Origin of the sequence: Chitinimonas sp. JJ19, assembly GCF_036961565.1 — a bacterium.
GTDB lineage: Bacteria > Pseudomonadota > Gammaproteobacteria > Burkholderiales > Chitinimonadaceae > Chitinimonas.
Genome location: NZ_JBAMDD010000001.1, coordinates 15,583 through 38,551, shown reverse-complemented (window position 1 = coordinate 38,551; position 22,969 = coordinate 15,583). Strand labels below are relative to the sequence as shown.

The following is a 22,969-nucleotide window of genomic DNA, read 5'->3' as shown; positions in this document are numbered from 1 at the left end:
GGCCGCCGGTGCCCAGGCTGGGCTATCCGCCTGATCATCTGGCCATGCCGCGTGCGCCCTATACCCGCCCCACCTTACTCGGACCACCCTATGTTTATCGTCGTCACCGGCGCCGCCGGCTTTATCGGCTCCAACCTCGTCAAGGCACTCAATGAGCGCGGCATCAGCGAGATCATCGCGGTGGACGATCTCAAGCAGGGCGACAAGTTCAAGAACCTGGTCGATTGCGAGATTGCGCACTACATCGACAAGGATGATTTCATCGAGCAACTGGATGCCGGTGACTTCGACGGCGAAATCGACGCCGTGCTGCATCAGGGTGCCTGTTCCGACACCATGGAGCAGGACGGTCGCTATATGCTGGACAACAATTACCAGTATTCGCTGGCCTTGCTTGATTACTGCCAGATCGAGGAAATCCCCTTCATCTACGCCTCCAGCGCATCCGTGTACGGCGGTGGTTCGGTTTTTCGCGAAGAGCGTGAATTCGAGGCACCGCTCAACGTCTACGGCTATTCCAAGTTCCTGTTCGACCAGATCGTCCGCCGTCGCTGGGATGACCTGAGCGCCCAGGTGGTGGGGCTGCGTTACTTCAACGTCTATGGCCCCCGTGAAAATCACAAGGGCCGCATGGCCTCGGTCGCCTACCACCATTTCCATCAGTATCGGGAGCATGGCAAGGTCAAGTTGTTTGCGGGATGCGACGGTTACGACAATGGCGAACAGAAGCGCGATTTCGTCTCGGTAGAGGACGTGGTACGGGTCAACCTGCACTTCCTGGATCACCCCAAGCAGTCGGGCATATTCAACCTGGGCACGGGGCGGGCACAGAGCTTCAACGAGCTGGCCGCCGCCAATGTCAACGCCTGTCGCCGCCATGATGGCAAGCCGGCTCTGTCCCTGGACGAGCTGGTGGCGCAGGGCATCATCGAGTACATCCCCTTCCCCGATGCCTTGGTCGGCAAGTACCAGAGCTTTACCGAAGCCGATATCGCCCGTCTGCGTGACACAGGTTACGAACATCCCTTCCTGACTGTCGACGAGGGCGTAGGTCGCTATATCGACTGGCTTTACGGGCGCAAGGCTTGATGGATCTGCGTGGCAAGGCGCTCAAACTGCTGTCGCAGCGCGAGCACTCCCGCACCGAGCTACGCCGCAAGCTCGGCGGCACCGATGTGGCGCGCGAGGAACTCGACGCCCTGCTAGACGAGCTGGTGGAGCGCAACTGGCAATCCGACGCCCGCTTCGCCATCGCCTATGTCGATGCCAATGCCGCCCGCTTTGGCCGCTACCGCCTGCAGAACGAGTTGCGTGAGCGTGGCGTGGCCGACGCCCTGATCGCCGATGCGCTGGCGCAATTACCTGCTGAAGACGACGAACTGAGCCGGGCTCGCGAAGTCTGGCGCAAGAAGTTTCGCGAGATGCCCGCCGACCCCGCAGAGCGTGCACGGCAAGCCCGCTTCATGCAGGCGCGTGGCTTTGCTTACGACACCATACGCAAGGTACTGGGTGGGTTGGATGAAGACTGAGGTTGTCGTGGGGCTGTTGCTGGGCTTGGCGCTGGCGGTCGGCTCACTCATGCCCGGCCCGCCCATGCCTGAGGTGGCACAGGGCGACAAGCTCATGCACCTACTGGGCTATGGTGTGCTTGCCGCTTGGTGGGCCGGGTGCTTCCCGGCGCGCTACGGCCGCATCCTGCTGGCCTGCAGCACCTACGGTGTGCTGATCGAATGCCTGCAGGCCATGACCCCCTATCGCAGCTTCGACCCGCTCGACATGCTGGCCAATGCACTGGGCGCCCTGCTTGGTGTCGGCATCGCGCTGGCGGTACGACGCCTGCTTCCCCGTCCGTCCTGAAATACAACAGCCCATCGCAGAAAACTCGCCCTGCCGAGCGCAGATGCTTATGCTGCCGCGCGTCGAATCATCCATCAGCGCACCGTCTCTCACGAGGAGCACCATGAAAAAGTTGCTGTTATCGCTGGCCCTGCTGGGCACCAGTACCGTCACCCTGGCAGGCAAGCCCGCCGACCCCCATCAATGGCTGGAAGACGTAGCCGGCGAAAAATCGCTGGCCTGGGTCAAGGCCCAGAACGCCGTAAGCCGCGCCATGCTGGAGCAACAACCGGGCTTCGAGGCCCTGCGTGGCCAAGTGCTGGATATCCTGAACTCCAAGGCACGTATCCCCTATATCAACAAAATGGGGGCTTACTACTACAACTTCTGGCGCGATGCCGAGCACCCACGCGGTGTATGGCGCCGCACCACCCTGGCCAGCTATCGCACCGCCGAGCCGGAATGGGAAACCGTGCTGGACCTCGACAGCCTGGCCAAGTCCGAGAACGAGAACTGGGTATTCAAGGGCAGTAATTGTCGCCAGCCCGCCTACGACCGCTGCATGCTGGCCCTGTCACGCGGCGGCGCAGATGCGGTGGTATCCCGTGAGTTCGACCTCGCCAGCAAGTCTTTCGTCAAGGACGGCTACACCCTGCCCGAAGCCAAGATGGATATCAGCTGGCAAGGCAAGGATGCCTTGTTTATCGCTACCGACTTTGGTGCCGGTTCGCTGACCGACTCCGGCTACCCACGCGTGGTCAAGCTGTGGCAGCGCGGCACCCCCTTGGCGGCCGCCAAGACCGTATTCGAAGGCCAGAAGGCCGATATCTCCGTATCGGCCTATGTCAGCGAGCAGCCCGGTTTCCGCCGCGAAATCATCAGCCGTGGCGTGACCTTCTACACCAGCGAGGATTTCCTGCGCGAGGGCGACAAGCTCACCCCGATTGCCAAGCCGGCTGGCGCCACCATCAGCTTCTTCGGTCCACAAATGCTGATCAGCCTGCGCGAGCCGTGGCAGCTTGGCGACAAGACCTGGCCGTCCGGCAGCCTACTGGCCGTGGATTTTGCCGCCTTCCAGGCTGGCAAGCGTGATTTCACGCCCCTGTTTACCCCCACGCCCACCACAGCCATGGACGGCATGACCATGACCCGTAACCATGTGCTGGTCACCGTGCTGGACAACGTCAAGGGTCGTATCGACGAATGGCGCTTCGAAAACGGCAAGTGGGTCAGCCGCAAGGTGGATGCACCGGCCTTTGGTAGCCTGGGCGTCACCGGGGTGGATGCCGATGAGTCGGATGATTACTTCCTCACCCATGTGGACTTCCTGACCCCGGACTCGCTCTATCTGGGCACGGCCGGTAGCGACAAGCGCGAGATGCTGAAGCAGCGCCCCGCCTTCTTCGATGCCAGCGGCTTCGAGATCGCCCAGAACGAAGCCACCTCCAAGGATGGCACCAAGGTGCCTTACTTCATCGTCAAGGCCAAAAATCTCAAGCTGGATGGCAGCAACCCCACCCTGCTCTACGGCTATGGCGGATTCGAGCAGAGCATGACGCCCTGGTATTCGGCCGGTGTGGGCAAGGCATGGCTGGAGAAGGGTGGCGTCTACGTAGTGGCCAACATCCGTGGCGGTGGCGAATTCGGCCCGCGCTGGCATCAGGCCGCACTCAAGTCCAAGCGCCAGAAATCCTATGACGATTTCATCGCCGTGGGCGAGGACCTGGTCAAGCGCAAGATCACCAAGCCTGCCAAGCTCGGCATCATGGGGGGCAGCAACGGTGGCTTGCTGATGGGCGTGATGATGACCCAGCGGCCCGACCTGTTCGGCGCCGTGGTCTGCCAGGTACCGCTGCTGGACATGAAGCGCTTCAATCAGCTGCTGGCCGGTGCCTCGTGGATGGGTGAATACGGCAACCCGGATATCCCCGCCGAATGGGCCTATATCCGCAAGTATTCGCCTTACCACAACATCAAGAAGGGTAGCCGCTACCCCAATATCCTCTTCACCACCTCGACCCGCGATGACCGCGTCCACCCTGGCCACGCCCGCAAGATGATGGCCAAGTTCCAGGAGATGGGTGTCAAGTCAGTCTGGTACTACGAGAACATGGAAGGTGGCCATGCAGGCGCGGCTGATAACAAGCAGAAAGCCGACATGACTGCACTGGAATACAGCTTCCTGTGGAAGACACTGCAGTAAGCCTTGTCCCAATCCGTAACAAAAAGCCGACCTGTTTATGCAGGTCGGCTTTTTTTGTTCCTGCCCCTCGCAATCATGCATACCAGCAGATCGAGGCGGCAAACCCGACGTGACAATGGCAAATAATCAGGTGCGCATACCTTCACAGGCATGGCATGGCGACTATGTGCTGCCGATATCCCGCAATGGGTTGGCAACCCAGAAGACAACTGACCGACGAAGCACCGGCAGTTGCTGGACCAGCGCGGCTGTGCATGCCTACCCTGCCGGTCTGGCCTACTGCCATTTGCTTAGAATCTTGTCCAAGGTGCCGTCGCGGCGTATCTTTTCCAGTCCATCGGCAAAGCGTTGCGCCTTGATCGCCTCGTCCTTGGGGAAGCCGACATAGCGTGGCACTTCGGCCAGGGGCTGCCCAAGTATCCGTAAATCCTTCTCCGCACCCAATTCGCGCGCCAAGTAGAGCAGCTGTGCCTTGTCGCCTATGATCACATCCACCCGTCGGGCTATCAGCTTCTGTACCAATTGCAGTGGGCTGGTCGCGCCCGCATCCTTCTTGAGCGCCGCCTTGTCGAAGGTCTCGGTGTAGGAGAACCCCAACACCGTCCCCACGATGTAAGGCGATAGATCCTCCAGCGTCTGGTAATCAGCCGGACCATCTCTACGCGTCATCAGCACCGTCACCCCATTCCGTATGGGGCCAACCAGCCGATACTTTTCCATACGCTCCGGCGTGCCAACAAACTGGTAGGCCATGTCTACCTGCTTGAAATCCAGCATCTTCTTGACCCGTTCCCACGGGTACAACTGGATTTGATAAGGCTGGCTGGCGGCTTCCAGCACAGCCCGCACAATCTCGGTATCCATGCCGGCCGGCTGCCGTGTTTTCGTATCCAGGTAGGCATAAGGCGGGAAAGCCTCGTCGCTGGCAACCACCCAGGGGGCCGCCAAGGCAGGCATCGCCAGCAACAACAGACCAAGCAGACCAAGGTGGGCAAGCGACATGTCCATGCCTCCAGGCAACAATCTGATGACACTATAGCCTGTATAAACCCACCGCTTGTCTAAGAGCCTGTTCAAAGGCCTCACAGCCCATCCAGCGTAGTGAGAGACACCCGGCGCCACTGTGCAGGCACACAGGCTGACACCGCCCCGCTTGCTTATTTTTCCGGCAAGGGAATGCGCTCGGTCTCGCCAGGCACCTGTGGAAACTCGCCAGCCTGCCAGCGTTGCTTGGCGGCCTCGATCCGCTCCCGGCTCGACGCCACGAAGTTCCACCAGATATAACGTGGGCCATCCAGCGGCTCGCCACCCAATACCAGCAAACGCGTATCACTCGTGGCCCTGACGCTGACCGTCACCTCCGGCACCAGCACAGCCAATTGCCCTGGCTGGATGGCAACCCCATCGATCTCCAGGCTCCCACTGGCCAGATAGACACCTCGCTCGGCATGCTCGGGCGGTATCTCAAAACTCGCCCCAGCGGCCAACTCTCCTGCCACGTACAAGGTATCACCATAGGTATGCACGGGCGAAGTCTGGCCATAGGCCGTCCCCAGTATCACCCGCAGGCTCAGGCCCGGCTCCTCCAGCAGAGGCAGCGTCGCCGCCGGGTGGTGCCAAAAACCGGGAGCCGTATCCTCATGCTCTCTGGGTAGGGCAAACCAGGTCTGCAAACCGTGCAGCGTCTGGCCCTGGGCGCGGGCCTCGGGTGGGGTGCGCTCCGAATGCACCACACCACTTCCCGCAGTCATCCAGTTCACATCCCCTGGCCGTATCACCTGCACGCTGCCCAGGCTATCGCGGTGCAGTATCTCTCCCTCATACAGATAGGTCACTGTCGCCAGGCCGATATGCGGATGAGGGCGCACATCCATGCCCTCACCTGGCGCCTGTGCAGATGGCCCCATATGGTCAAAGAAGATGAAAGGCCCCACCGCCTGCTTGGGCAAGGACGGCAACAGCCGCTTTACGCTGAAACCGCCAAGGTCGCGCTCATGCGGCTTGAGCAGGTATTGGATGCTGGACATGCTATTTCCTCGGTAAGCGGAACGCCCTGCCAAGGCAGCAGGGCGTGAATTCAAAATGCACCGGCACGGAAGTCTTCGACTGCCTGCATGACTTCCTCACGCGTATTCATGACAAACGGGCCCCATTGCGCAATGGGTTCACGCAAGGGCTTGCCGGCTATCAGCAACAGCTTGGCGCCAGCCTCGCCGCCCTTGATCCGTACCCCATCGCGCTCGGCACGGGTTTCCAGCACGCCCATTTGCCTGGCCTGCACGGCCTGGGCACGGCCACCCAGCAAGGCGGTGCCTTCGTAAACATAGACAAAGCCATTGAAGCCAGCAGGCAGGGCCTGTTTGAACTCGGCATGGGCAGGCAGATGCAGGTCCAGGTAGAGCGGTTCGGTATCGTCCTTCTGCACCGCACCGGCCACTTCCCCGCTCTGCCCTGCGATCACCTTGACGGTGACACCCTGCTCCGTCAGCAGCACCGGTATTTCGCCAGCCGGTATATCACGGTAACCCGGTGTTGTGAGCTTATGCTTGCCAGGCAGGTTCACCCAAAGCTGGAAGCCTTGCATCAGGCCCGCCTCCTGCTCCGGCAGTTCCGAGTGCACGATACCTCGGCCCGCTGTCATCCATTGCACGCCGCCCGCCGTCAACAGCCCTTCGTTGCCCGCATTGTCACGGTGACGCATGCGGCCATTCAGCATATAGGTCACGGTCTCGAAGCCACGATGGGGGTGATCAGGAAAACCAGCCAGGTAATCCTGCGGGTCGTCGCTATGGAAGTAGTCCAACATCAGAAAGGGGTCCAGCCGTTGCTGCAGATCCTGAGTCAGCACACGCAGCAGCTTTACTCCTGCGCCATCCGATGTTGGCATGCCATTGACGATGCGTTCGATTTCACGCGGAGCGAAGACAGTAGTAGACATGGTGATAATCCTTTCAGGAATTCTGATCGTTTACCGATCTTGTGTATGCCATTCTTTACCAAGACATCACGGGTAGAAAGCGGAAAAAATAGGGCATATGCATCAATATTTTTGATCAATTATCCCTATAGGCCCATCGCCACCGATAGCAGCCAGTGTTCCCGGAGAGTGCGAGCAATGTCCTCGCAGAGCAGCATGGGCATGAATAGGCCCCATGTTAGAATTCGCCCCCTGCTCTCGGCCAGACTAACCATGAACCTGCTCACGCTAGACACCTCAACCGAATACCTGTCGCTTTGCCTTTTGTACAAGGGCGAGGTACTGGCGCGCGACTGGCATGCCCAGCAGCGCCATGCCGAGCTGACGCTGCCCATGATGCAGGCGTTGCTGGCAGACGCGGGCGCCAGCTTCAGCCAACTGGACGGCCTGGCCTTGTCCATCGGCCCTGGCTCGTTTACCGGCTTGCGCATAGGTTGCGGCATCGTCCAGGGCCTGGCATTCGGGTTGGATATCCCCACCGTTGGGGTCAATACCCTGGCTGCGCTGGCAGCGGATACCGATAGCGCGCAGACATTGGCCGTACTGGATGCCCGCATGGGCGAGCTTTACCTGGCCGGCTTTACCCGGCAGGGCGATGACTGGGTGGAAAGTGTGGCAACCACGGTCTGCGGCCCACAGGCCTTGCCCGCGTTGCCCGATGGCAGCTGGCAGGGTGTAGGCAGTGGTTTTGCAGTACAGGGCGAGGCATTGGCCCGGCAATATGGTGCGCAATTGGCAGGCGTGGAAAGCACGCGCTTTCCACATGCACGCGGCGTACTCAAGCTGGCGCAACGGGAGTTCGCTGCTGGCCGCGCCACCCGGGCCGAGCAACTGGAGCTGCTTTACATCCGCGACAAGGTAGCACTCAAGACCAGTGAGCGGGAGAAGAAGGTCTGAGTAGCTCAGGCCAGGGTTTCTATCAACTCCACCACTTCAGCGGTGTCTATCATATTCAGGTCTATCCGGGCGGCCAGATCGTAGCAGTAGAATTCACGGACGGCATCGAACTGCGATACCCCTAGCGATTCAAACGTCGGCTCCAGCGACTTCATTACCGCCCGGGCACGCTCTGCCGCCGTGGAGTCGTTCTGGGCCAGGAACACCCGGCCATCAAGGACAAAACCCGCCTCCACCATGGCCCGTTCGACCACCACCCAGAGCATGCGGCAGACGTCATAAGGCAAGGTGAGGTAGTCCAGATTGACAACGACAGCAATACCTTCAGCACTATTAGTCATGGCCTTGGCCGTCCACAATGATTTGCTGAAATTATGCGCACCAAGCCGTATGCCGAGAGCGTATTTTCAGCGAAAACCCTGTTACTTTTAACGAATATCCCGTGAATTCCGCTACGCCACCGCTTATCCGCCCCCTGACAGAAGCCGATCTGCCCGCCATGGCCGCCATTGAGGCAGCGCTGCAGGCTTTCCCCTGGACCGCCCTACAGTTCATCCAGTCCTACGCCGAGGGACACCGTGGCTGGATAGCCGAACAGGCCGGCGAGGTGATCGGCTTTGCCGTCACCAGCCAAGTGCTGGACGAGCTGTCACTGCTTACCTTGGGTGTACGCCAGGATTGCCAGCGCCGTGGCATTGCCCGACAACTGGTCGAAACGGTGGCAGAGCAAGGCAGAGAGGAAGGCGCGGCCGTGATGATACTGGAAGTGCGCAAGAGCAACTCAGCAGCACGCTCGCTGTACCGCAGGCTGGGCTTCGTGGAAAATGGCCTGCGCAAGGGCTACTACCGTGCCGCCGAAGGGCGGGAGGATGCGGTCTTGATGGCGCTGATACTGGATGAAGGCGGACGATGAGCGACGGCAGGCGAGAACTGATACTGGAAGAGCTGGGCCTGGCCCCCTGCTGGGTACGGCGCGAACTGCTGACTGCCGACCCTGCCCCCGTCGAGCTCACGCCTGTTATCACCGCCCCCCCGCCTAGTGCTGCTATCGATGCCGCAATGGAAACCGTAGCAGCGCCAACTCAGGCGGCAGGGGGTCGGCCATCGCGCATGGCCCAGGTCATGCCCGCCGAGAAGCCGGCCGAAGTGCCGGCAGCGCAACCCGCCGCCCTTGTAACCAGCCCGGACCATCGGGCACTGGCCATCGCGCAGCTGGACTGGCCAGCGCTACAAGCCGAAGTGGCGGCCTGTACTGCCTGCAGCCTATGCAAGAGCCGCAGCAAGACCGTGTTTGGCGTTGGCAAGCCCGATGCCGACTGGCTGGTCGTGGGCGAAGCGCCCGGCGCCGAGGAAGACCGCCAAGGCGAGCCCTTTGTGGGCCAGGCGGGCAAGTTGCTGGATGCCATGCTGGCCAGCGTGGATCGCTCGCGCCAGGAGAATGTGTTTATCCTCAACACGCTCAAGTGCCGTCCCCCGCAGAACCGCAATCCCCACCCGGACGAACTGGCCCTGTGTGCACCCTTCCTGCACCGCCAGGTTGAACTGATCAAGCCCAAGGTCATCTTTGCCGTCGGACGCTTCGCTGTGCAGACCTTGCTGGGCCGCGAGGCCAGCATTGCCAGCCTGCGCGGCAAGCTGCATGACTACCGCGGCACCCCAGTGGTAGTGAGCTATCACCCAGCCTATCTGCTGCGCAATATGCCCGACAAGTACAAAGCCTGGCAGGATCTGTTGATGGCCAACAAGACGCTGGAAAAGCACAAAGACTAAGCGCTGCTAACAAAACCCAGCGTAGCGGTAATGGCTAGCCCAGCTGTACGAGCCAGGCATGACCCTAAGCCCATGATTGGTGTTGACGCCAAGTCAGCATGAGGCGTCGCCAAGCGCCGCCTGAAAGCCCTTCTGGCATTGATTGTGCCAAGCAGGGGCAGGCGCCGGCGATCCGCACACGGCGCCGAACGATACCCGATCGAAACCATTGTTCAATCCGGGACGCGCAGTCCGCGACGCCCGGTCAGGGACACGCAGTCCGCGACGCCCAGTCCGTGAATGCCGGTAAGCGCAGCCCAGTACCACCGCCAGGCATATCAATGAGCACCAGACCGGCCCACGGATATGCGTCAGCGGTACAACAAATCGGCGCCTACGCCCCACTTTGGCAGCGCCGACTTTTATTCGTCATATTTCCCTACTACATTCCAGCGACCTCAGTGGACTTGCCAGCAAACCGATTTGCCAAGGCCAGACAAGGCGCACGCACAACTGCGACACCCTGTCGGCCGGCTCGCTAGCGAGAGATACCCCTAGCCGCGCCGTATCAAGACGCAAGCGCAGTGGATGGCAGTCCCCTTCAGTCTGAAGACAGCATCAAAACCCATAAAGGAGGCGGAAATGAAGGTGTATAGGAGAATCGGCTGGCTGTGCCTTGGACTCGCACTGGCCAGCCAGGCAGAAGCAGCCGTCAAGAATGTGCGTGTCGTGTGGGAAGCCAACCCAAGCAGCGAAGCCATCATCGGCTTCTCGCGCAGTGGCTCTGCCGCCTCCAGCGGCCAATACGTCAAGTACGGTAGCAGTACCACGGAAAGCAGCTGGCAAAACAGCGGCACGGCCATCAAGCGTACCTTCAAGAGCAGCCTGGACAACTACTTTGTCCGGCTCACCGGCCTGAGCGCCAATACCGAGTACTACTTCCGCGCCTGCGATAGCACCGGCTGCACCGAGCCCTACTTCTTCCGCACGGCCCCCAGCGCCCCGCAAGGACTCACCTTCATCGCGGGCGGCGATTCGCGCACCAACCGCAGCCAGCGTCAGCAGGGCAACCGGCTGGTACAGAAGGTCCGGCCTCACTTTGTCATGTTCAGTGGCGACTACACCGATAACCATAGCGCCAGTGAGATGGATACCTGGCTCACCGACTGGCTGCTGACCTACACCCCGACCACCATCAACGGCGTGGCTTACAAGCAAGCCTATCCGCTCATCCCCACAGTGGGCAACCACGAAGCATCGGACATGAACTTCATGTGTTCGGTGTTTGGCGTGGATGCCGATCGCAACGGCAGCTGCTCGCTGCGCGACAGCTATTACGCACTCAATGTCGGCAATCTGCTGCGTATCTACACCCTCAATACCGAGTTCGGCTCCGCCCAGGCCAATGATCGTACTGCCCAGCGCAACTGGCTGAACGGCGACCTGCCGGCCAATGGCTCGAGCGCCCAATGGCGCTTGGCCCAATACCACAAGCCCATGTTCCCGCGCAGCTCGTCCAAGCCAGCAGTGCACCAGATCGCACTGGATTGGGCACAGGTCTTCTACGACTACCGCATGAATCTGGTCAATGAGTCCGACACCCATATCGCCAAGTACACCAAGCCAGTAAGGCCCAACGGCAGCGATTACCAAGAGGTCAGCGCCGGCACTGTCTACATCGGCGAGGGCGCTTGGGGTGCACCGGTGCGGACGGCAGACCGCAGCTCACCCTGGATAGTCGACCAGGGCAGCTTTGCCCACCTGAACGTGATACAGGCAACGACAAGCAATATCGATATCCGTACGGTGTACCTATCCAGCGAACCGAATACCAGCACGCTGAGCAAAGCAAGCCGCGATGCCGACCCGCTGGCCCTGCCCAGCGGCTGGAGCCTGTGGGACTCAGCCGCCGTCGGCAATGTATTCAGCCTCAAGCGTGCCGCCAACAACCTGACCGAGCTGAACGAGAGCACCAGTGTGCCCGGCCAAACCATCAGCCTGAGCGCCACCCGCGACGTCACCGTCGCCAGCAGCGGCACCCTGCAAAATGGCAACACCGTGCTGGCCGATGGCGACGATGCAGGCAAGCAGTTGCGCGCCCTGCTGGGCTGGGGGCTAACCAGCGTCCCCGCCGGCGCAACGGTGCAAAGCGCCTCGATCAAGCTCAATGTGGTCGATCCATCCAGTGGTAGCTACAACCTCCATGCCATGAACAGCAGCTGGAGCGAAACTGCCGCAAGCTATGCCCAGACCTCGGGCGGTACGCTGATAGGCAGCGTGGTGCCCTCCAGCAATGGCAGCGCCAGCATCACCCTCAATGCGGCTGGCGTGGCCATGGTGCAAGGCTGGCTCAATGGCAGCATGGTCAACCACGGTGTGGTCCTGTCCAGTGGCGGTAGCAGCAATGGGGTAGATTTCAGTTCGCGTGAAAGTGGCAATGGCGCGCAGCTTTTGCTGAACTTCACCGTACCCACACTGCGCTAAACCCCTAGCCTAGCGGCAACGCACTATTCGACCTAGCGGCCCGCAATGCCGACGCATTGCGGGCCTTTCTCCTTCACCGCCATGCCCCTGCACAAACCCCTTACCCGCATCGTCATCCTGCACTGGCTGGCCCTGCCCTTGCTGCTGGCCAGCCTGGCCAGCGGCCTACGCATCCATATCAGCAGCCGCCTGGACGACCTGTTCCCGGGTGTCGCCCATTGGTTGCCGCAAGGTGATGTCTATGGCCTGCACCTGCTACTCGCTTGTGCCTGGCTGGCATTGGCCTGTGCCTATGGCACCCACCTGTGGCTGAACCGCGCCGCTCGCCCCTACAGCGCTGCGGGCCGGATGGCACCCTACAACCGTGGATTGATCCAGGCCCTGCGCTGGCTGCTGCTGGCCTTGCTGCTGCTGGGGCTGGCAATCTATCTGGCGGGCAGCGCAGCGGCGGGTGGCTGGTTGCTGTGGGCACACCGCTGGCTGGCCTTCACCTTGCTGGCCTGCTTCATCCTGCATATGGTCATGCAGGCCGGCTGGACGCCCTGGAACCAGCTACGTGCCATCGTCCTGCCACGGCTGACATGGCAGGCCTGCATCGTCACACTGCTGGCGGCACTGGGCATCAGCACCGCCACCTGGCTAATGCGTCCCATTTGGCAGCAGGCCACGACTACCGTACTGCCCGTCAGCAGTATCGCCTTGTCCGAGACCATCACCGTGGATGGCGCCAGCACCGAAGCCGCTTGGCAACATGCAGCCGCCCGCACCGTCGACACACTGGGCGTAGGCCGCGAACAGGCCGCCATACCAGTGACAGTGCAGGCGCTCAGGCAGGGAGAAGTCATGTACTTCCGATTCAGCTGGCCCGACCCCACCCCCAGCCTGCAACACCTGCCCTTGATCAAGACGTCCACTGGCTGGCAGATCAAGCAGCGCGGCCTGAACCAGCACGATGAAACCCTGTACTACGAAGACAAGCTGGCCATCATGTTTGCCAGGGATGCCGCCGCTGCAGGCAGCGGCAGCATGCAATTGGGCCAGCAACCGGTACACCAGGCGCCACCCCATGCTACGGGCAGGGGCTATCACGCAGCCCAACGTGGCGGCCTGATCGATGTATGGCATTGGAAGGCCGTCCGCACCCATGGCTTCAACCAACTGGATGACAGCCATTTCGGCTCGCCCTACCCGGTAGTCCCCGGCGATACGCGCTACACCGCCGGCTATAAATCCGACCCGCTGCAGGCCGGCGGCTATACCGAGAACTGGGCCTGGCCGGGCGAAGGCAACATCCGCCCCAAGCGCCTGCCGCGCGATCCCGCCCTGTTGGACCGCTTCCAAGAGGCCAAGGCAGATGACCCCGGCGTGTACTGGGGTATGTCCTGGTATGAGTCCATCCCCTACGACAACAAGGACGATCACTACCCTGTAGGCACCGTGATGCCTTCGGTACTGTGGAAGACCGTCTTCGAAGGCGACAGGGGCGACGTACAGGCCGCCGCGCAGTGGCAGCAGGGCCGGTGGACCCTGGAAGCCGCCCGGGGCATCCAATCCGCCTCGGCTTTCGATCTTGATCTGGTGGACGGCCTCTACCTGTGGGTAGCCGTGTTCGACCACGCCCAGATCCGCCATAGCTACCACCTGCGGCCCTTGCGGCTGCGCTTCGATTGAGGCCCACCATGCAACGCCTGCTCCCGCTCCTGGCCTGGCTGGCCTGCACCGCCGCAGCCGCCGACGAATCCCGCTACCAGAAACTGACAGACCAAGGCGCGGCACTGCCTCCCCATCTCGGCCCCTGGGCCTGTATTGTGGACAGGCAGACAGGCCTGGTATGGGAGAACAAGAGCGACAACGAAGGCACCCACCTGGACGCTGCCACCTACTCCTGGTTCGATGCCGCCAGCGGCACCGGTAAGTCCAAGTCCGGCAGTTGCATCAATACCAGGCTGCAGGTCATCCCCTGCGACAGCAGCGATCTGATAGCCCAGGCCAGGCGTGAAGGCTGGTGCCAGCGCAGCGACTGGCGGCTGCCCAGCACAGCAGAACTGCAGGGATTGCAGTTCGATACCGGCTTTATCGGCAATCCACGCATCGCTACCGGCTTCTTCCCGCATACCGGTCGCTTCCCCTACTGGAGCGCCGACTTGCGGCGGAATGCGCGCAACGAATACGAGGCCAGGCTGGTGCATTTCGGCAGCGGCCAGAGCCTATGGTTGCCAACATCGGCAGCGGCACGGATACGCCTCGTGGCAGGCCCCCAGCGATAGCCCACCAAGCCCGGGGCCGCTGTTGCACCCTCGACCAAGCCACACACCACCGCGGTACAGCGGCTGAAGGCCCCCCTAACTCTGCCCCAGCCAGCCGGTAGAGGATGGATCAAGCGGCAGCACGCCCTCGGCATCATGGGCCTCCGCCAGCCATAGGTGCGCTGCCAGCAAACCCATCTGCACCCTTGGGGCAAAACCCGGCGGATACACCGCCCTGCCCTGCTCATCGCACAACTGCCAGTCACCGCCATGCTGCCGGCAATAGTCGGCTGCCAAGCGCTCACTCATAAAGCAATGCAGGGTATTGGTATCGAAACAAAGCGCAAAAACCATCTGCCAGTCTCCTGCGCCAGCAGGGCTCAGCCCCCCAGCGCCGCTTCCAGCACGGCAATAAAACGCGCGTTCTCCTCAGGCAGGCCGATGGAAACACGCAGGCTGTCTCTCATACCATAGCTCGTCAGCGGCCGAATGATGACCCCGTGTTCCAGCATATACTGGTTCAACAAAGCCCCGTCGCCGACATGGAAGGTAATGAAGTTGGCGTGGCTGGGTATAAAGGGAATGCCGAGCCGGATGAATGCCTCGGTCAGCTGTTGCATACCAGCGGTATTGATGCGTACGGTCTCCCGCAGGTATTCGGCGTCGTCCAGTGCAGCGAGCGCCGCTGCTTGAGCGAGGGCATTGACATTAAATGGCCGGCGTACCCGGTTCAGCAGCTCAGCCACGGCTGGGCTGGCGATACCAAAGCCAATACGCAACCCTGCCAGGCCATAGGCCTTGGAGAGCGTCCTGCACACCAGCAGATTCGGAAAACGCTGCAAGAGCGCCAGGGTATCGCTGCGTTTCTCCGGCGGCAAAAACTCGACATACGCCTCATCCAGCACCACCAGCACATGCGATGGGCAGTTTTCCAGAAACTCCAACACATCGCCTGGCCGGCACAGCGTGCCTGTGGGATTGTTGGGATTGGCGATAAACACCAGCTTGGTGTCGGGCTGGATGGCCGCCAGCATGGCCCCCAGGTCATGGCCATACTCCACGGCCCGAACCGCCAGGCCTCTCGCACCGGCGGCCTGGGTCGCCAGGCTGTAGTAGGCGAACGCATACTGTGAATAGACTACCGTGTCGGCCGCTGTCACGAAGGTGCGAGCAGCGAGTTCCAGGATATCGTTGGAGCCGTTGCCCAATACAATCTGCGACGGCTGTACGGCAAAACGCCGGGCAATGGCGGCTTTGAGCGCATAGCCATTGTCGTCCGGGTAGCGCGTCAGGCTATCCATGGCCAACAGCATGGCCTCGCGCGCCTTGGGGCTAAGGCCTTGCGGATTCTCGTTGGAGGCCAGCTTGATGATGCCGGCCGGGTCCAGGTTCAGTTCTCGTGCCAGATCAGCAATGGGCTTGCCGCCCTGGTAAGGCGCAAGGTCACGGATATGCTGGGGAGCGAAGGGGCTGGATGACATAAGGCTCTCGGTGGACTACTCGGGCAGGATGGTGAGCATGGGCCAGCGCTCGGCATAACGCTTGTCGGCTAAACGCTGGCGATAGGTTTCGATACTGACATGTGCCGTGTTGCGCCGCACCAGCAGACCGAACAAATCCTCCAGCCCCAGGGGAGCGACAAGCTGCAGCTGGTCGGCGTGATCGAGCCAGACACCGACTGCCGTCGCCGTCTCCGGCCAGGTCGCGATACCCTCCACCAGGCTGGTGATGGGTGCCGCCGGGTAGCCAAAATAAGGCTCGAACCAGGAATGCACCTGCGCCTGGTTGCTAACCTCCCACACCAGCGACGGCATCAGTCCGGTCAGCCGTGCCTGCAAGTCCGCATCATGTGCTGCATCGGTTACCGATGCATCGAAGTAAACCAGGTCCACATCGGATTCAGGCCAGGGTTGCGGCGTGCGGCCATGTGCCGCGTCCCATACCATATTGCGCACCACCCCAGCCGCCAGGCACCAATCAGGCAGATCCAGCGTACGTGCGGCACGCAAGGCCGCCATCAGCCATGGGGTAGCGGCAACCAGGGCCAGCAGGCGGGCCGCCAGATCCGGCTGCATGGCTCAGCTTTGCGCCAGCGACACCTTGGTCGCCCAGTCACCCTCGGGTGCCTGATGCTGCCGCATCTTGTCCAGCAGCTCGGCCGGGTTGTCTGCAACATGGAACAAGGCCAGGTGGCCAGACTTGATAAAGCCCTCCTGCTCGGCATGGTGTATCCAGGCCAGCAACGGGTCGAAGTAGCCTGCCACGTTGAGCAGGCCCACGGGCTTGCCGTGGATATGCAACTGCGCCCAGGTCAGTATCTCGAACATCTCGTCCAGCGTACCAAAACCGCCGGGCAAGGCGACAAAGCCATCAGAGCGCTCGGCCATCAGCGCCTTACGGGTGTGCATGCTGTCGACTTCAATCAGCTCGGTGGAATCCGGGTGCGCCAGCTCCTTGGCCACCATAAACCCCGGTATCACCCCCACCGTCTCGCCGCCTGCAGCCAATACGGCATCGGCAACCGTGCCCATCAAGCCGACTCTTCCCCCACCCCATACCAGCGTTAATGCCTGCTCGGCCAATGTCTGCCCCAGCAGGCTGGCCGCCTCGCGATAGGCAGGCCGCTTGCCGAACGATGAACCACAGAATACGCAAACCGACTTCATTTCATGACTCTCTGTCTAATTGGGGAAGCGTGGCGAGCGCATCTGCCGCCACCTTGAAAACCTGCATCCGCGAGACCCGCCGTACAGGCCAAGCGGCAATGCGGCATAGCCGGCCGCCTCGGTTGTGGCGCCGTCTTGACCAGCCCCATAACGCAGCAGCGCATGGGAGGCCTGTGTCTATGCGAGCGAAGAATCCAGCGACTAGCCTGCCGGCCGAGCCCTGCCGCTTGTGCTGGCTATCAGAGCACCGCCACCGGATAGGCGCCCAGCACCTTCACGAAGGCCGCACGTTCACGCAAGGCATCCAGCGTCTGCTGCACCCGTGCTTCACCGGTATGGCCTTCGATGTCGACAAAGAAGACGTATTCCCACAAGCCGGTACGCGACGGGCGCGACTCGAACTTGGTCATGGAGACGCCATGCTCGGCCAGGGGGCTCAGCAATTGGTGGACCGCGCCAGGCTTGTTCTGGGCGGACATCACCAGGCTGGTCTTGTCGCGGCCACTGGCCGTCGTATGGTGGTAACCCAGCACCAGGAATCGGGTGGTGTTATTGGGCTCGTCTTCGATATTCTCGGCCAGTTTGAGCATGCCGAACTTCTCCGCTGCAGCATCGCCGGCAATGGCAGCACATTGGGCGTCCAGGCTGGCCAGGCGTGCGGCTTCGGCGTTGGATGACACCGAGATGCGCTCCACCTCGGCGGGCAGGTTCTTGTTCAGCCACTCATGGCATTGGGCCAGTGATTGGGCATGCGAATAAACCCGGCGTATGCCGTCAAAGCTTGGGTCCTTGCGCAAGAGGTGGTGGTGGATGCGTAGCACCACTTCACCACAGACCTGCAAGGGGGTATTCACCATCAGATCCAGGGTACGGCCCACCGCCCCCTCGGTAGAATTCTCGACCGGCGCCACCACGTAGTCGGCACTACGCGCCTCTACCACCCGGAAGGCTTCGTCTATGCTGGCACAGGCCTGGGTAACGGCAGCATGGCCAAAATGCTTGATGGCGGCAGACTGGCTGAATGTACCCTCGGGGCCCAGATAGGCGATAGTCAGCGGCCGCTCTATGCTGAGGCAGGCCGACATGATTTCGCGGAACAGCTTGGCGACCGATTCATCCGGCAGCGGCCCCCGATTGGTCGCTTTGATGCGCGACAGCACCTGCGCCTCACGCTCGGGCCGGTAGACCAGCCCGCCGCCCTTGATCTCGCCTATGGCACGGGCATGGCTGGCGCGCTCGTTCAGCAGTTCAAGAATGCGGGTATCGAGTGCATCGATGGCGTCGCGGTGGGATTTGAGTTGTTCATCAGACATGCTGCACCTTGGCGAAAGCGCACCAAGCATAGGGTGGTGCGGGACGGATGAGCATAGCATGCCTCGGCGGTGCTGCTTTATGCCGGCTGGGCCTATAAGGCGTTACTGTGCTTCGCCCCTGCCATCTGCTCAAAAACCGCACATGGCCCATAGATTGGCCAGCACCACCTGGGATTCGGGCCGGATATAGGCCGCAAACACCGCCGCCAGCACGGCCACCACCAGGCACCAGCGCATCCAGGGTCTCATGTAGCTGCCATGGCCGTCGGCCGGCCTATGGCCTGCTCGCGTATGGGCCAGTTGATCAGGGCCGCACCGATGCCCAGGCCGATAGAGATGTACCAGACCAGGTTGTAGGAGCCTGTGTGGTCATACAGCCAGCCGCCCAGCCACACGCCAAGAAAGCTGCCTATCTGGTGCGAGAAGAAGACAAAGCCCGACAGCATCCCCAGGTGCTTGACGCCAAAGATGGTGGCAATCACGCCATTGGTCAGCGGCACGGTGGAGAGCCACAGAAAACCGATGACGGCAGCAAATATCCAGACGCTCCAGGCCGTCAGCGGCGCCAGCAGGAACACCGAGATAGCCACCGCCCGCGCAAGATAGATCATCGACAGCAGATACTTTTTACTGAAACGCGCGCCCAACTGCCCGGCGGTATAGGTGCCAAACACATTGAACAAGCCAATCAAGGCCAAGGCGACCGCCGCCACACTGCCCGGCAGGCCAAAATCCTTCAGATAAGCCGGCAGATGCACGCCGATGAACACCACCTGGAAACCACAGACAAAATACCCTGCCATCAGCATCTGGAAGCTGGGATAGCGAAAAGCCTCCCGCGCGGCCGCCCAAACGCTTTGCCCGGTACCATGCCCTGCCGCAGGTGCCTCTTCCTTCAAGCCCCTGGCGGCTGGGATGATCAACAGCGACATGGCGGACAGGATCAACAGGGTCGGTATCCAGCCTAGGCCGGAGATCAGTTGCTGCTCCACCGGCACCATCATGAACTGGCCAAAACTGCCTGCCGCCGAGGCGATGCCCATGGCTTGCGAGCGCTGCGACTCGGGCACGGCGCGACCAATCACCCCAAAGACGATGCTATAGGTCGAGCCCGACAAAGCCAGCCCCAGCAGCACACCGGCAGAACCAGAGAACATCCAGCCGCTGCTCGATACCGTCATCAAGGCCAGCCCTGCGGCATAGAGCAAGGCGCCGACCACCAGCACCCGCATCGCGCCGTAGCGGTCAGCCAGGGCGCCGGTGAAGGGTTGGGCCGCCCCCCATACCAGGTTCTGCAGACCCAGCGCCAGTGCAAACACCTCGCGGTTCCAGCCAAAATCCTGGGTGATGGGCTGCAGGAAGAAACCAAAGCCATGGCGTATGCCCATGGAGAGGGAGACGATGATGCCGGCGCAGATCAGCACCCGGCGGGCGGTGCCATTGAACATGGTATGACTCCCATTGGAATGGCTGCAATGTGCGCCTAAGCCGCCGGCTCGCCAAGAGACAGCACAGCGCAAATACACCATCACAGCAGCCCGGCCCACCTGTTTGGCAGAAAGTGATGGTAGATTGGCATTCATGCCACGCTGGCATGCGGCAGGATGTTAGCGCCCGTTCAAAGTACTAAGCGCCGCGAAACCCACCTTGTCCTTCGGGAGTCGTCAGCATGCCACGCCCGCCCCGCCACATACTCTTCCTGCTGTGCGACAGGATGAATCTGCTCGACATCACCGGCCCGCTGGAAGTCCTGTCGCAACCCAATCGCATCCATCCCGACACCCCGCCCTACCACATCAGCGTTGCCTCGCTTAAAGGCGGCCTTATCACCACCTCGGCCGGGGTGCGGCTGGATACCACTGCGATCAGCGAGATCCCGCTGGACGACATTGATACCTTGATCTTGCCCGGTGGCGGCGCAGGCTTTGTCCCGTTTGCCCCGCAAACCATGGTCGACTGGATCAGCATGCACGCCCCACAGATACGCCGCATCTGCTCCACCTGTACCGGCGCCTTCACACTGGCCGCCACCGGCTTGCTCTCTGGCCGCCGGGCAACCACCCATTGGCTGGCAGGCGAGGCCTTGCTCAAGCTGGATGCCACCATACAGCTGGAGGAGAACGCCTTGTTTGTACAGGATGGCAAGTTCTGGACAGCGGCCGGCGTGTCGTCTGGCATAGACCTGGCCCTGGCCTTGCTGGAGGCCGACCTGGGCCATCAGGCCGCCATGCAGGTGGCGCAAAGGCTGGTGGTATTCCTCAAGCGTCCCGGTGGGCAATCGCAGTTCAGCACGCCACTGCGCATACAGACACTGGATGGCCGGCTGGCCGATCTGCATGGCTGGATGGCGGCCAATCTGCAGGCCGACCTGAGCGTTCCCAGCCTGGCACGCCGCGCCAGCATGAGCCCCCGCAGCTTCGCTCGCCACTACAGCGAAAAAGTGGGCCTCTCCCCCGCCAAGGCCGTCGCCGCCATGCGACTGGAAGCCGCCAGCCAGGCACTCGCAGCCGGCCCGCAGCCCATCAAGACCATCGCGGCCCTCTGCGGCTTCGGCGACGAACAAGCCCTGCGTCGAGCCTTCATGCGCCAGTTTGGTGTTGCGCCACAGGCTTATCGGGAGCGATTCATGCGTAACATCGCCTGATAGCTTGTTCAAGGATTCGCACTCCATAGCGCTATCCTCTCGCCCCACCTCCTCCAACAACAAAGCCGGCAATGCCGGCTTTGTTGTTGGGGAAGACTGACGTTCGTTCAACCGTGATGCCGGGCAAAGTCCTGCATGAAAGCCGTCAGCGCTTTCACGCCTTCCAGCGGCATGGCGTTGTAGATGCTGGCACGCATACCGCCGGTCGAGCGGTGGCCCTTGAGCTGCAGCAGGTTGCGGGCACGAGCCTCCTTGATGAAGTCCTCATCCAGCCGTTCTTCTGCCAGCTTGAACGGCACATTCATGCGTGAGCGATAGGTCTTTTCCACCGGGCAGTGGTAGAAGCCATTCGAGGTGTCGATGGTTTCATACAGTAGCGCTGCTTTTTCGATATTGCGCTGCTCTATGGCCTTGAGCCCGCCCTGGCGCTGCATCCACTTGAACACCAGGCCCGCCACATAGATGGCGAAGGTGGGGGGCGTGTTATACATCGAGTCGCCCTCCGCCTGGATCTTGTAATCAAACATGGTGGGGGTACCGGGTACGGTCTGCCCAAGCAAATCTTCGCGCACGATGACGATGGTCAGGCCGGCCGGGCCGATGTTCTTCTGGGCGCCGCCATAGATCAGCCCGAAGCGGCTGACATCTGTCGGCCGCGACAGGAAGTTGGACGACATATCGCAGACCAGCGGCACGCCATCGCTATCAGGAATGAAGGGGAATTCCACGCCACCCAGGGTCTCGTTGGAGGTGTAGTGCAGATAGGCGGCCTGCGGGTCGCGCTGCCAGCTATCCTGTGCCGGCACGTAGCAATAGCCACGGTCTTCGGCACTGGCGACCACATGGGTGCTCACCCCGAACTTGCGTGCTTCCTTCATGGCCAGCTTGGACCAATGGCCGGTGTCGACAAAATCGATGCTGGTGTGACCACGTATCAGATTCATCGGCACCATGGCGAACTGGGTGGTGGCCCCGCCTTGCAGGAACAGCACCTTGTAGTTGGCAGGGATACCCATGACAGCGCGCAGGTCTTCCTCGGCCTCGGCCGCGATCTGCATGAATTCCTTGCCACGATGGCTCATCTCCATCACCGACATGCCGCTACCGTGCCAGTTGAGCAGTTCTCCCTGCACTTCTAGCAGGACTTCACGTGGCAAAACGGCAGGACCGGCGCTGAAATTGAAGACAGGGGACATGAATGCTCCAGAAAGTGGGGACCATATTCAGACTGCCCAAAGGCAGCCGAGTTTAACCGCGAGGCAAGCTATCGTGTACAACCAGGAGCCAGCCTCATCATGTTGCAGCACCAGGCCTCTGCAGCATGCAGCAGCCCTTCCTGAAAGATACAGCGCATCACCCTGCTGGGTGCCGGCCTGCCAGCCAACCCACACCCGTCGGCCCAGGTTCTCTCAAGAAGCCAACGGGGGGAAGGACGCCAGGCTACGCTGATGTCTAGCGCCAGGCCGTCCCCGACACAGGCTCAGTCCGTCCCCGCCAGCAGCGACCGGGTTCATCACAGGCTTCAAGACAGCAGGAAATGCGCACGCGCCACCGCTACTGGCTTGTTTTCATCTTCCTGCCAGGCTGTCATGCGCACATTGGCAACACGCTTGCCCTGCTTGGTGATATCGCAACGGGCATACAGGCTCTGGGCCTTGCCCGAGCGCAGGAAGTCCAGCGAGAAATCAATGGTACGTGGCACTTCGGCCGACTCGCGCGCCCAAACCAGATGCAGCAGTGCGGCATTTTCCATAAAGCCGCCTATAGCGCCGCCATGCAGCGCCGGCAGATGCACATTGCCGATATTGTGGTCACTGAAAGGCAGCTCAAACAAGGGCTGGCCGTTTTCTTCACGCATCACCACACCCAGCAGCTTGGCATAGGGTATCTGGTCGATGATGCTGTCGTAGTTACCGCTTTCCTTGGCGGCATGCAGGATTTCCAGTTGCACCAT

Annotated in this window: 23 protein-coding genes; 11 read left to right on the top strand and 12 right to left on the bottom strand. The window is 61.4% G+C overall.

The features are described 5' to 3' along the window. The first annotated feature begins 90 nt into the window (after positions 1-90). From rfaD to V7714_RS00165, 4 genes are all read left to right on the top strand, one after another. On the top strand, positions 91-1,089 hold the full coding sequence (gene rfaD / locus V7714_RS00180; RefSeq protein WP_335387223.1) for an ADP-glyceromanno-heptose 6-epimerase: 999 nt from the start codon (positions 91-93) through the stop codon (positions 1,087-1,089). Beyond that, positions 1,089-1,529 (top strand): recombination regulator RecX, encoded by a 441-nt coding sequence (gene recX, locus V7714_RS00175; RefSeq protein WP_335387222.1) that lies wholly within the window; start codon positions 1,089-1,091, stop codon positions 1,527-1,529. Before rfaD ends, recX begins: the two co-directional genes overlap by 1 nt. Continuing rightward, entirely contained in the window at positions 1,519-1,857 is a 339-nt protein-coding gene (locus V7714_RS00170; protein ID WP_335387221.1) for a VanZ family protein, read from the top strand. Before recX ends, V7714_RS00170 begins: the two co-directional genes overlap by 11 nt. Positions 1,858-1,960: 103 nt before the next feature. Beyond that, positions 1,961-4,039: a prolyl oligopeptidase family serine peptidase gene (locus V7714_RS00165; RefSeq protein WP_335387220.1), complete on the top strand. Its 2,079-nt coding sequence runs from the start codon at positions 1,961-1,963 to the stop codon at positions 4,037-4,039. Between the two features lie 276 nt (positions 4,040-4,315). On the opposite strand, the gene V7714_RS00160 is transcribed toward V7714_RS00165, so the two are convergent. From V7714_RS00160 to V7714_RS00150, 3 genes are all read right to left on the bottom strand, one after another. Continuing rightward, positions 4,316-5,041 carry a substrate-binding periplasmic protein gene (locus V7714_RS00160; protein WP_335387219.1) on the bottom strand — a complete coding sequence of 242 codons (726 nt, stop codon included), beginning with the start codon at positions 5,039-5,041 and terminating at the stop codon, positions 4,316-4,318. A gap of 155 nt (positions 5,042-5,196) precedes the next feature. Continuing rightward, complete coding sequence (locus V7714_RS00155) at positions 5,197-6,066, bottom strand: pirin family protein (RefSeq protein WP_335387218.1); 870 nt, start codon at positions 6,064-6,066, stop codon at positions 5,197-5,199. Positions 6,067-6,116: 50 nt separating this feature from the next. Beyond that, positions 6,117-6,977: a pirin family protein gene (locus V7714_RS00150; protein ID WP_335387217.1), complete on the bottom strand. Its 861-nt coding sequence runs from the start codon at positions 6,975-6,977 to the stop codon at positions 6,117-6,119. Between the two features lie 201 nt (positions 6,978-7,178). Between V7714_RS00150 and tsaB the strand changes: the two genes are divergently transcribed. Then, complete coding sequence (gene tsaB / locus V7714_RS00145) at positions 7,179-7,913, top strand: tRNA (adenosine(37)-N6)-threonylcarbamoyltransferase complex dimerization subunit type 1 TsaB (RefSeq protein ID WP_335387216.1); 735 nt, start codon at positions 7,179-7,181, stop codon at positions 7,911-7,913. 5 nt (positions 7,914-7,918) lie between these two features. On the opposite strand, the gene V7714_RS00140 is transcribed toward tsaB, so the two are convergent. Further along, a complete protein-coding gene (locus V7714_RS00140; RefSeq protein WP_335387215.1) occupies positions 7,919-8,254 on the bottom strand; it encodes a hypothetical protein in 336 nt (111 codons plus the stop codon). Positions 8,255-8,355: 101 nt separating this feature from the next. Between V7714_RS00140 and rimI the strand changes: the two genes are divergently transcribed. The 5 genes from rimI (at position 8,356) to V7714_RS00115 (ending at position 14,413) form a co-directional block, all read left to right on the top strand. Continuing rightward, positions 8,356-8,826, top strand: coding sequence for a ribosomal protein S18-alanine N-acetyltransferase (gene rimI / locus V7714_RS00135; RefSeq protein ID WP_335387214.1), 471 nt, complete (start codon positions 8,356-8,358; stop codon positions 8,824-8,826). After that, positions 8,823-9,683 carry a uracil-DNA glycosylase gene (locus tag V7714_RS00130; RefSeq protein WP_335387213.1) on the top strand — a complete coding sequence of 287 codons (861 nt, stop codon included), beginning with the start codon at positions 8,823-8,825 and terminating at the stop codon, positions 9,681-9,683. The genes rimI and V7714_RS00130 overlap by 4 nt, the downstream gene beginning before the upstream one ends. A gap of 621 nt (positions 9,684-10,304) precedes the next feature. After that, a complete protein-coding gene (locus V7714_RS00125; RefSeq protein WP_335387212.1) occupies positions 10,305-12,146 on the top strand; it encodes a DNRLRE domain-containing protein in 1,842 nt (613 codons plus the stop codon). 45 nt (positions 12,147-12,191) lie between these two features. Further along, positions 12,192-13,817 carry an ethylbenzene dehydrogenase-related protein gene (locus V7714_RS00120; protein WP_335387211.1) on the top strand — a complete coding sequence of 542 codons (1,626 nt, stop codon included), beginning with the start codon at positions 12,192-12,194 and terminating at the stop codon, positions 13,815-13,817. Between the two features lie 8 nt (positions 13,818-13,825). Next, positions 13,826-14,413, top strand: a complete 588-nt coding sequence (locus V7714_RS00115) for an Lcl C-terminal domain-containing protein (RefSeq protein WP_335387210.1) — start codon at positions 13,826-13,828, stop codon at positions 14,411-14,413. 75 nt (positions 14,414-14,488) lie between these two features. On the opposite strand, the gene V7714_RS00110 is transcribed toward V7714_RS00115, so the two are convergent. From V7714_RS00110 to V7714_RS00085, 6 genes are all read right to left on the bottom strand, one after another. Further along, on the bottom strand, positions 14,489-14,746 hold the full coding sequence (locus V7714_RS00110) for a hypothetical protein (RefSeq protein ID WP_335387209.1): 258 nt from the start codon (positions 14,744-14,746) through the stop codon (positions 14,489-14,491). A gap of 26 nt (positions 14,747-14,772) precedes the next feature. Next, positions 14,773-15,873: a histidinol-phosphate transaminase gene (gene hisC, locus V7714_RS00105; protein WP_335387208.1), complete on the bottom strand. Its 1,101-nt coding sequence runs from the start codon at positions 15,871-15,873 to the stop codon at positions 14,773-14,775. A gap of 15 nt (positions 15,874-15,888) precedes the next feature. Next, positions 15,889-16,467, bottom strand: coding sequence for a nucleotidyltransferase family protein (locus V7714_RS00100; protein ID WP_335387207.1), 579 nt, complete (start codon positions 16,465-16,467; stop codon positions 15,889-15,891). A 3-nt stretch (positions 16,468-16,470) separates the two neighbouring features. Beyond that, positions 16,471-17,058: a TIGR00730 family Rossman fold protein gene (locus V7714_RS00095; RefSeq protein ID WP_335387206.1), complete on the bottom strand. Its 588-nt coding sequence runs from the start codon at positions 17,056-17,058 to the stop codon at positions 16,471-16,473. 239 nt (positions 17,059-17,297) lie between these two features. After that, entirely contained in the window at positions 17,298-18,371 is a 1,074-nt protein-coding gene (gene pheA, locus V7714_RS00090) for a prephenate dehydratase (RefSeq protein ID WP_335387205.1), read from the bottom strand. 245 nt (positions 18,372-18,616) lie between these two features. Beyond that, the gene (locus V7714_RS00085) at positions 18,617-19,819 is read right to left on the bottom strand and encodes an MFS transporter (RefSeq protein WP_335387204.1); all 1,203 of its coding nucleotides are present in this window, start codon (positions 19,817-19,819) and stop codon (positions 18,617-18,619) included. Positions 19,820-20,040: 221 nt separating this feature from the next. Here V7714_RS00085 and V7714_RS00080 point away from each other — a divergent pair, with 221 nt between their 5' ends. Next, entirely contained in the window at positions 20,041-21,015 is a 975-nt protein-coding gene (locus tag V7714_RS00080; protein ID WP_335387203.1) for a GlxA family transcriptional regulator, read from the top strand. Between the two features lie 107 nt (positions 21,016-21,122). On the opposite strand, the gene serC is transcribed toward V7714_RS00080, so the two are convergent. Together serC and V7714_RS00070 are read right to left on the bottom strand one after the other, a co-directional pair. Further along, entirely contained in the window at positions 21,123-22,211 is a 1,089-nt protein-coding gene (gene serC / locus V7714_RS00075) for a 3-phosphoserine/phosphohydroxythreonine transaminase (RefSeq protein ID WP_335387202.1), read from the bottom strand. Positions 22,212-22,537: 326 nt separating this feature from the next. Next, the gene (locus V7714_RS00070; protein ID WP_335387201.1) at positions 22,538-22,969 is read right to left on the bottom strand and encodes a PaaI family thioesterase; all 432 of its coding nucleotides are present in this window, start codon (positions 22,967-22,969) and stop codon (positions 22,538-22,540) included.